The following is a 10,474-nucleotide window of genomic DNA, read 5'->3' as shown; positions in this document are numbered from 1 at the left end:
CGCGCCGCGCCGCCCGGGAACCGCGCGGGGCCCCCGCCACCTAATCGGGCGCGCGCGCCCCGGTTGTCGCCTAGCGGTTGTACTGTCCGAAGTCGTACTCCTCCAGCGGGACGGCCTCGCCGCTCCCGGTGCCGAAGGTGTAGTCGGCCGCGGAGCCGTCGTAGCCGCCCACGGTGTACATGGCGGCCTTGGCCTCCTCGGTCGGCTCGACCCGGATGTTGCGGTACTGCGGCATGCCGGTACCGGCCGGGATGAGCTTGCCGATGATGACGTTCTCCTTGAGGCCGAGCAGGGAGTCGGACTTGGCGTGGATCGCCGCGTCCGTGAGAACCCTGGTCGTCTCCTGGAAGGACGCCGCCGACAGCCACGACTCGGTCGCGAGCGAGGCCTTCGTGATGCCCATCAGCACGGGACGGCCGGAGGCCGGCTGGCCACCCTCCGCCACCTGCTCACGGTTGAGCACCTCGAAGCGCGGACGCTCCACGAGCTCGCCGGGCAGCAGTGTCGTGTCACCGGACTCCAGCACGTTCACGCGCTTGAGCATCTGCCGCACGATGATCTCGATGTGCTTGTCGTGGATCGACACACCCTGGGAACGGTAGACCTGCTGGACCTCCGCCACGAGGTGGAGCTGCACGGCCCGGGGGCCGAGGATGCGCAGCACCTCGTTGGGGTTGACGGCGCCGGCGATCAGCTGCTGGCCGACCTCGACGCGCTGCCCCTCGGTGACCAGCAGACGCGACCGCATCGACACCGGGTAGGCGATCTCCTCGGAACCGTCGTCCGGGGTGATCACGATCTTCCGGGTCTTGTCGGTCTCGTCGATCCTGGCCCGTCCGGTGACCTCGGTGATCGGGGCGACGCCCTTGGGGACGCGCGCCTCGAACAGCTCCTGGACACGGGGCAGACCGTGGGTGATGTCGGCGCCCGCCACACCACCGGTGTGGAAGGTACGCATCGTCAGCTGGGTGCCGGGCTCGCCGATCGACTGGGCGGCGATGATGCCGACCGCCTCGCCGACGTCCACGAGCTTGCCGGTGGCCAGCGAACGGCCGTAGCAGGTCGCGCAGACACCGATCTTCGCCTCGCACACCAGTGCGCTGCGGGTGCGCACGGTCTCCACGCCCGCCTCGACGAGCGCGGTGACGGTGAGGTCGGTGATGTCGATACCGGCCGTCGCGACGATCTTGCCGTCCACCTCGACGTCCTCGGCCAGGATGCGGCCGTGCACGTTGCTCTCCGCGTTCTCCGGCTTGACCAGGTTACCGGTCGAGTCACGCTCGCCGACGTGCAGCGGGACCCCGCGGTCCGTGCCACAGTCGATGTCGCGAACGATGACGTCCTGGGCCACGTCGACGAGTCGACGGGTCAGGTAGCCGGAGTCGGCGGTCCGCAGGGCGGTGTCCGCCAGACCCTTCCGCTGGCCGTGGGTGGAGATGAAGTACTCCAGCACCGACAGGCCCTCGCGGAACGAGGACTTGATCGGCCGCGGGATCGTCTCACCCTTGGTGTTGGACACCAGGCCACGGATACCGGCGATCTGCCGGACCTGCATCTTGTTGCCTCGGGCACCGGAGTTGACCATCATCCAGACGGAGTTGGTCGCCGGGAAGGCGTTCACCATGTCGGTCTCGACGTCCGCCGTGGCGTGCGTCCAGATCTCGATGAGCTCCTGACGGCGCTCCTCGTCGGTGATCAGGCCGCGCTCGTACTCACGCTGGACCTTGTCGGCCCTGCGCTCGTACGACTCCATGATGGTGGCCTTGTTCGGCGGTGCGACGACGTCCTCGATCGAGATGGTGACGCCCGCGCGGGTCGCCCAGTGGAAGCCCGCGTCCTTCAACGCGTCCAGCGCCGTGGCGACCTCGACCTTGGGATAGGTCTCCGCCAGCTCGTTCACGATGAGCGACAGCTGCTTCTTGCCAACCTGGTAGTTCACGAACGGGAAGTTGGCCGGAAGCGTCTGGTTGAACAGGCACCGTCCGAGCGTGGTGGTCAGGCGAAGCGGGTCGCCCGCCTCCCAGCCCTCCGGAGCGGCCCAGCCGCGCGGCGGCGGGACGTCCTTGAGCCGGATCTGGATTTCGGCCTGCATGTCCAGCTCACGCCGGTCATACGCCATCAACGCCTCGCTGATGGAACCGAAGGTACGGCCGTGGCCAGCAGCCTCGTCCTTGCCCGTGGTCAGCCAGTACAGACCGATGACCATGTCCTGGGTGGGCATCGTCACCGGCTTGCCGTCGGCCGGCTTGAGGATGTTGTTGGTCGAGAGCATCAGGATGCGTGCCTCGGCCTGGGCCTCAGCCGACAGCGGCAGGTGCACGGCCATCTGGTCACCGTCGAAGTCCGCGTTGAACGCGGTGCAGACGAGCGGGTGGATCTGGATGGCCTTGCCCTCGACGAGCTGCGGCTCGAAGGCCTGGATGCCCAGGCGGTGCAGGGTCGGCGCCCGGTTCAACAACACCGGGTGCTCGGTGATGACCTCTTCGAGCACGTCCCAGACGACAGGACGGGCCCGCTCGACCATCCGCTTGGCCGACTTGATGTTCTGCGCGTGGTTGAGATCCACGAGCCTCTTCATCACGAACGGCTTGAACAGCTCCAGCGCCATCTGCTTGGGCAGGCCGCACTGGTGCAGCTTGAGCTGCGGGCCGACGACGATGACCGAACGGCCGGAGTAGTCGACTCGCTTGCCCAGGAGGTTCTGCCGGAAGCGGCCCTGCTTGCCCTTGAGCATGTCGGAGAGCGACTTGAGCGGCCGGTTGCCGGGACCGGTGACCGGGCGACCGCGACGGCCGTTGTCGAACAGCGCGTCGACGGCCTCCTGCAGCATCCGCTTCTCGTTGTTCACGATGATCTCGGGCGCGCCGAGATCGAGCAGACGCTTGAGGCGGTTGTTCCGGTTGATGACCCGGCGGTACAGGTCGTTCAGGTCCGAGGTCGCGAACCGGCCACCGTCGAGCTGCACCATCGGGCGCAGGTCCGGCGGGATGACCGGGATGCAGTCCAGGACCATGCCGTTGGGCGAGTTGCGGGTGTTCAGGAACGCGGAGACGACCTTGAGCCGCTTGAGCGCGCGGGCCTTCTTCTGGCCCTTGCCGCTGCGGATGGTCTCCCTGAGGCTCTCGGCCTCGGCGTCGAGGTCGAAGTTGCCCAGGCGCTCCTGGATGGCCTGCGCGCCCATGCCACCGCGGAAGTAGCGGCCGAAACGGTCGCGCATCTCGCGGTAGAGCAGCTCGTCCCCCTCAAGGTCCTGGACCTTGAGGTTCTTGAAGCGGCTCCAGACCTCCTCCAGCCGGTCCAGCTCACGCTGGGCCCGGTCGCGGAGCTGGCGCATCTCTCTGTCGGCACCCTCGCGGACCTTGCGACGCTGGTCGCCCTTGGCTCCCGCGGCCTCCAACTCGGCCAGGTCGGTCTCGAGCTTCTTCTGCCTGGCCTCCACGTCGGCGTCACGACGCTGCTCGACGTGCTGCCGCTCCACGGAGATCTTGGCCTCCAGGGACGGCAGATCACGGTCGCGCATCTCGTTGTCGACGAACGTGATCATGTAGGCCGCGAAGTAGATGACCTTTTCGAGGTCCTTCGGGGCCAGGTCCAGCAGGTAGCCCAAACGGGAGGGCACGCCCTTGAAGTACCAGATGTGCGTGACCGGAGCGGCCAGTTCGATGTGGCCCATCCGCTCACGCCGCACCTTGGCTCGGGTCACCTCTACGCCGCAGCGCTCACAGATAATGCCCTTGAAGCGGACCCGCTTGTACTTACCGCAGTAGCACTCCCAGTCCCGGGTCGGGCCGAAGATCTTCTCGCAGAAGAGTCCGTCCTTCTCGGGCTTGAGGGTCCGGTAGTTGATGGTCTCCGGCTTCTTGACCTCACCGTGCGACCACTGGCGGATATCGTCGGCCGTCGCCAGGCCGATACGAAGCTCGTCGAAGAAGTTGACGTCGAGCACTTCTTATCCCCTCGCTTAAAAATCAGACCTCTTCGACACTGCTCGGCTCGCGCCGGGACAGGTCGATGCCGAGCTCCTCCGCAGCGCGGAAGACGTCCTCGTCGGTGTCACGCATCTCGATGGACATGCCGTCGCTGGAGAGAACCTCGACGTTCAGGCACAGCGACTGCATCTCCTTGATGAGGACCTTGAAGGACTCAGGGATGCCCGGCTCGGGGATGTTCTCGCCCTTGACGATGGCCTCGTATACCTTCACGCGGCCGGTGACGTCGTCGGACTTGATGGTGAGCAGCTCCTGCAGGGCATAGGCGGCGCCGTACGCCTCCAGTGCCCAGACCTCCATCTCACCGAAGCGCTGCCCGCCGAACTGGGCCTTACCGCCGAGGGGCTGCTGGGTGATCATGGAGTACGGACCGGTCGAACGCGCGTGGATCTTGTCGTCGACCAGGTGGAGCAACTTGAGAATGTAGATGTAACCGACCGAGATCGGGTCCTTGAACGGCTCGCCGGACCGGCCGTCGAACAGCCGGGCCTTGCCGCCCACGCCGACCATGCGCTCGCCGTCCCTGTTGACCAGGGTGTTGTCGAGCAGACCGGTGAGCTCCTCCTCGTAGGCGCCGTCGAAGACCGGAGTCGCCACGTTGGTGCGCGGTTCGACCTCGCCGAAGCCCTTCTCGCGAAGGCGCTCCGCCCAGGCCTCCTGCACGCCGGTGATGTTCCAGCCGCGGGCGGCGATCCAGCCGAGGTGAGTCTCCAGAACCTGGCCGACGTTCATCCGGCCGGGCACGCCCAGCGGGTTGAGGATGATGTCGACCGGGGTGCCGTCTTCGAGGAACGGCATGTCTTCGACCGGCAGGATCTTGGAGATGACGCCCTTGTTGCCGTGTCGGCCGGCCAGCTTGTCACCGTCGGTGATCTTGCGCTTCTGGGCCACGTAGACGCGGACCAGCTCGTTCACGCCCGGCGGGAGCTCGTCGCCCTCTTCCCGGCTGAACACGCGAACGCCGATGATCTTGCCCTGCTCGCCGTGCGGCACCTTCAGCGAGGTGTCACGGACTTCACGGGCCTTCTCACCGAAGATCGCTCGCAGCAGCCGCTCCTCGGGCGTCAGCTCGGTCTCGCCCTTCGGGGTGACCTTGCCGACGAGGATGTCGCCGGGGACGACCTCTGCGCCGATCCGGATGATGCCGCGCTCGTCGAGATCGGCCAGGACCTCCTCGGAGACGTTCGGGATGTCCCGGGTGATCTCCTCAGGGCCCAGCTTGGTGTCGCGGGCGTCGACCTCGTGCTCCTCGATGTGGATCGAGGAGAGCACGTCGTCCTGCACCAGTCGCTGGGACAGGATGATCGCGTCTTCGTAGTTGTGGCCCTCCCACGGCATGAACGCCACGAGCAGGTTCTTGCCCAGCGCCATCTCGCCGTTGTCGGTGCAGGGACCGTCGGCGACCACCTGGTTGACCTCGACCCGGTCGCCCTCGAGGACGATCGGCTTCTGGTTGAAGCAGGTGCCCTGGTTGGAGCGCTTGAACTTGGCGACACGGTAGGTGGTGCGCGTGCCGTCGTCGTTCATGACGGTGACGTAGTCGGCGGAGACCTCCTCCACCACACCGGCCTTCTCGGCGGTGATGACGTCACCCGCGTCGGTGGCGGCGCGGTATTCCATACCCGTGCCGACCAGCGGCGACTCGCTCTTGAGCAGAGGCACCGACTGACGCTGCATGTTGGAGCCCATGAGCGCGCGGTTGGCGTCGTCGTGCTCCAGGAAGGGAATCATCGCGGTCGCGACCGACACCATCTGGCGCGGCGAGACATCGATGTAGTCGACCTCCTCCGCACGGGCGAGGTCGGTCTCACCGCCCTTGGTACGGACCAGGACGCGGGGGTCCGCGAACGAGCCGTCGGCGTTGAGCACCGTGTTGGCCTGCGCCTTGACGTAGCGGTCTTCCTCGTCGGCCGTCAGGTAGTCGATCTGGTCGGTGACCTTGCCGTCGACGACCTTGCGGTAAGGCGTCTCGACGAACCCGAAGGCGTTGAGGCGACCGTAGGAGGCCAGCGAGCCGATCAGGCCGATGTTCGGGCCCTCAGGGGTCTCGATCGGGCACATCCGGCCGTAGTGGGACGGGTGGACGTCACGGACCTCGAACCCTGCGCGCTCACGGGACAGACCACCGGGGCCGAGCGAGTTCAGACGCCGCTTGTGCGTCAGGCCGGCCAGCGGGTTGGTCTGGTCCATGAACTGCGAGAGCTGCGAGGTGCCGAAGAACTCCTTGATCGACGCCACCACGGGGCGGATGTTGATCAGGGTCTGCGGCGTGATGGCCTCGACGTCCTGGGTGGTCATCCGCTCGCGGACGACCCGCTCCATACGGGCCAGGCCCAGGCGGACCTGGTTCTGGATGAGCTCGCCGACGCTGCGCAGACGACGGTTGCCGAAGTGGTCGATGTCGTCGGTCTCGACGACGATCTCACCGGAGGCACCCGGCATGGAGTCCTCGGTGGCGTGCAGCCGTACGAGGTACTCGATCGTGGCGACCACGTCATCTTCGGTCAGTGTGCCCTGGTTGATCTCTGAATCGACCCCGAGCTTCTTGTTGATCTTGTAGCGACCGACCTTGGCGAGGTCATAGCGCTTGGGGTTGAAGTAGAGGTTCTCCAGCAGGGTCTGGGCGGACTCCTTCGTCGGGGGCTCTCCCGGCCGCAGCTTGCGGTAGATGTCGAGCAGGGCGTCGTCCTGGCCCGAGGTGTGGTCCTTCTCCAGCGTGGCGCGCATGGACTCAAACTGTCCGAAACGCTCCAGAATCTGGTCAGTGGTCCACCCAAGCGCCTTGAGCAGCACCGTGACCGCCTGCTTGCGCTTGCGGTCGATGCGTACGCCGACGGCGTCGCGCTTGTCGATCTCGAACTCCAGCCAGGCTCCCCGGGAGGGGATGACCTTGCAGGCGTAGATGTCCTTGTCGGAGGTCTTGTCGACGCTTCGGTCGAAGTAGACGCCCGGGGACCGAACCAGCTGGGAGACCACGACACGCTCGGTGCCGTTGATGATGAAGGTGCCCTTGGCGGTCATGAGCGGGAAGTCGCCCATGAACACGGTCTGGCTCTTGATCTCACCAGTGGTGTTATTGATGAACTCCGCCGTGACGAACATCGGGGCGGAGTAGGTCATGTCCTTGTCTTTGCACTCGTCGACCGAGTACTTGGGCGGCTCGAACCTGTGGTCGCGGAACGACAGGGACATGGTTCCGGAGAAGTCCTCGATGGGACTGATCTCCTCGAAGATCTCCTCGAGACCAGACTGGGCCGGGACGTCCTTGCGCCCGGCCTGGCGAGCCGCTTCGACCCGCGACTTCCACTTCTCGTTACCTAGCAGCCAGTCGAACGACTCGGTCTGCAGGGCGAGAAGGTCAGGAACTTCGAGCGGCTCCTGAATGCGCGAAAATGACACACGACGGGGACCGGCGGGAATGGCGGAGGCGTTGCGCGAGGCTGCCAACAGATGTCCTTCCGAGGGCTCGCGGCGGACTGACTACACGCACGCCAGACGACAACGCAAAACTACACAGAGAAGCGGGGTCGTCAAAGGGCAGCGCAAAGGGGCAGTGTAGCCGAACGGCATACACCTGTCCACTCCACTCTCGCTGCATGCTCCACGTTGGTCGCAGCATCGCCCGTGAAAGCCGATCCGTCAAGCCCGAGAGCAGACATTTCGGCCAACTTATAGCCAGCACGCTGTGGTTTTCTTCCCCTCGCGACCGGGCTGCGCTGCCGGATCTCAGACGATACCCGCGAGCCCTTGGGGGTAACACTGAGTCACGAGGAGGATCGAACCCTTGCCGCCGGTCGACACTCCTGCGACAGAGGTACCCTCCACCTCAGGATTCCCAAACGTGTTCTTTACTAACAATTAAGTAACGTGGACACGCCGTCCTTGTCCTTCAGAGACTACTCAGAAGGGACGCTTCCCAACAGGGTCGAAAGTTCGGCGACCAGCCAGCGGGAGCCCGACTTGACCATGGTGAACCTCGCCCGGTCCCTGGTCACCTGTTGCCTCGGCTCCACGTCCCCCGGCACGATCCTCGCGGTCATGGTGTTCACGAAGAGCACGATCTCCACCCGGTCCGGCTCGGCCGACTCGACCGCCGCGGCCACCACCGACGCCTGCCGTACGGTCCGCTCCTTCTTGACGTCCGGCACCAGGGTTCTGGCCAGATCGGTGTAGTTCCTGGTCAGCTCGCCCGTGGTGTAGCCCCGGCCGCGCGCCAGGTCCTCTTCGATGGTCTCGTGGTCGTAGGAGAGCATGTCCGGCGCCACCGTGCGGGCGGTCGCCAGCGCCTCCCGGCCGGCCGCCTCGCCCTCCCTGATCCAGCGCAGATTGGCGTACATCACGACCACGCAGGCCGCCAGAGCCAGCACGAGCACCGCCAGCGCGCCGATCACGACCTTGATCGTCCGGGTCACAGGACCTGCTCCGCCTTGGACACCAGCCAGGTCCCGCCGACCTTGGTGACCTCCATGCTCCACCGGCGGAAGAGCTCCTGCGGGGCCTCGTCGCTCCCCTCCCACCGGATCACCGCGTCGGCGACCACCAGCACCGAGGCGGTGCCGCCCCGCATGGAGACCAGCCCCACCGAGCGCAGCACGCCGGTCTGCATGACCTTGTCGTCGAGTGTGACCTTCTTCAACCGCGCGGCCTCCGAGGCGTACGCCTTCTTCGCCACGCCGGTCGAGGTGGCCAGGACCCGCTCGATGTCGCCCTCGACGCTCTTGTGGTTGACCGACAGCAGATTGACGGCATAGGTCCCCGCTGCCCTGATCGCCGCCTGGCGCTCCTGAGTGGCCGCCTGAGCCTCTCGGAGGTCTCCGCTCACCCAGAAGAGCCCCCCGGCGGCCAAAAGCGCCAGCGCGCCCAGCACAGCCACGATCAGAGCCCTCATCCGCGAGGGCCAGCCCGGCGCGTCCACTCGACCACGGGCCCGTACGGCACGCCGAGCGCGGTCGGCCGGCGAGCGGGCCGAGCGATATCCACGGCCATGCGTCCTCCCCGTTCAGAGAACCTCAGCGATTCCCTACTCCCCTTCCGGAAAGCGGGCCGGCGAGCCAGCCCTCCGGTCGCCGGATCATAACCCGCGAGATGGACGCATACGCGGTGATTTGCGCTATTTGGCGAGGTGCAAATGGGCCGCGACCAGCCGGGGTCGGTCGCGCCCTCGATCATCGGCCGGCAAGCCCTGGGCGGCGGCTCCTCCAGAACCACGGTAGCGATCATCTGACGCTTTGTGATGACGTGGAGGCAAGGCGTTACCGGCCCGTTATAAGATAATTCATCCAATTAACCCGCGAAAGCAGCGAAAAGGGCGGTCCACCCGGCACCCGGGTGGACCGCCCCCTCAGAACCGCGTTGGCTTCATGCGCTCAGGACGCCTGAAGGCGCCCGGCACGATCGCCGGGCGCCTTCGCGGGCCGTACTCAGTTGGTGGGCAGGGCCTCCGGCTCGCCAGCCGTGGTCTCCGGCAGTTCGCCGACCTCGGCCGCCGGCGGGGCGGCGATCTCGACCGGCTCGTTGAAGCCCTTGAACATCATCGTCGCGTTGAACGAGCCGCGCTCCGCCTCGCCGCTCATCGTGATCTTCCTGGGCAGGTTCTGGGCGTCGGCCCAGAGGTCGAACTTCATGTCCTTCACCTCGCTCAGGTCACTGCCGGCCCGCTCCCGCTCCTCCGGGTCGAGCTGGCTCAGCGCCTCCTTGACGGGGAAGGTGCCGGAGTAGTGGGTGGTGTCCACCCCTCCGACGGACTCGGTGCCGACCGACTTGACGTCCGTGGACGTGGTCACCATCTTGACCGCGCCGGCGAGGTCGAACTGCTGGACGCGGCCCAGCATCTCCTTCGCCTCGGACTGACCGCTGCCGTCGAGGTCGGAGACCGACGCCTTGATCCACGGCTTGGTCGCCCCGACCAGGGTCTTCAGCGCCTCCAGCTTGACGTAGACCGTGTCACCCGTGAGGATCGCGCGTGCCCCGCCGGGCAGCGACTGTCCACCGAAACTGAGGGTGTCGAGGGTCAGATCAACAGCGAGTTGCGGCTGGTTCTGGTAGACCATGCGGCCCTGGATCTTGCCTTCGCCCCTGTCCGGGTGCTTGAAGTCGGCCACGGCGTCGACCGTGTAACTGGTGACCGCCTCGGCCTGCTGCGCGCTCTCCTGCAGCGCTTCGGCGGCGGCCAGTTTGACGTTGCCGAGTGGCTCGGCCGACGTACCGCATCCGGTGAGGACCAGTGCGCTGGCCGTGCCCATGGTCGCGATCGCGAGAGTGATCCGGCTCTTCACTACGTGTCCCTTCATATCCCCCTGCTGTGCCTACGACCCTACGCGCGGGGGGACACGCATGGTCGCGATCTCCGGCAGATCCGGGATATACCGGGGTTTACCCTGAGCCCGCGCCGCAACCGTCCCAAAACGCAGAGGGGCCCCCGCCGTACGGCGGGGGCCCCTCGGGCGGAACGGTGGGGCAGGCGGGGTGGCCGGGGGGCGCGCGCG

At 66.5% G+C, this 10,474-nt stretch carries 5 protein-coding genes; all 5 read right to left on the bottom strand.

The window, feature by feature from the left end:
* Positions 1–70: 70 nt before the first annotated feature.
* Positions 71–3,946, bottom strand: a complete 3,876-nt coding sequence (locus tag MBA17_RS28090) for a DNA-directed RNA polymerase subunit beta' (protein ID WP_238499610.1) — start codon at positions 3,944–3,946, stop codon at positions 71–73.
* A 22-nt stretch (positions 3,947–3,968) separates the two neighbouring features.
* Complete coding sequence (gene rpoB, locus MBA17_RS28085; RefSeq protein ID WP_238499609.1) at positions 3,969–7,436, bottom strand: DNA-directed RNA polymerase subunit beta; 3,468 nt, start codon at positions 7,434–7,436, stop codon at positions 3,969–3,971.
* 449 nt (positions 7,437–7,885) lie between these two features.
* A complete protein-coding gene (locus MBA17_RS28080; protein WP_238499608.1) occupies positions 7,886–8,401 on the bottom strand; it encodes a hypothetical protein in 516 nt (171 codons plus the stop codon).
* Positions 8,398–8,877, bottom strand: a complete 480-nt coding sequence (locus MBA17_RS28075; RefSeq protein ID WP_238499607.1) for a hypothetical protein — start codon at positions 8,875–8,877, stop codon at positions 8,398–8,400. The genes MBA17_RS28080 and MBA17_RS28075 overlap by 4 nt, the downstream gene beginning before the upstream one ends.
* A gap of 532 nt (positions 8,878–9,409) precedes the next feature.
* Positions 9,410–10,279, bottom strand: a complete 870-nt coding sequence (locus MBA17_RS28070) for an SCO4651 family lipoprotein (protein ID WP_238499606.1) — start codon at positions 10,277–10,279, stop codon at positions 9,410–9,412.
* Between the last annotated feature and the right edge of the window lie 195 nt (positions 10,280–10,474).

The sequence above is a fragment of the Dolomitihabitans soli genome (assembly GCF_022213955.1).
GTDB lineage: Bacteria > Actinomycetota > Actinomycetes > Streptosporangiales > Streptosporangiaceae > Streptosporangium_A > Streptosporangium_A soli.
The sequence above is the reverse complement of the archived record's forward strand: the minus strand, read 5'-3'. Positions and strand labels throughout refer to the sequence as shown.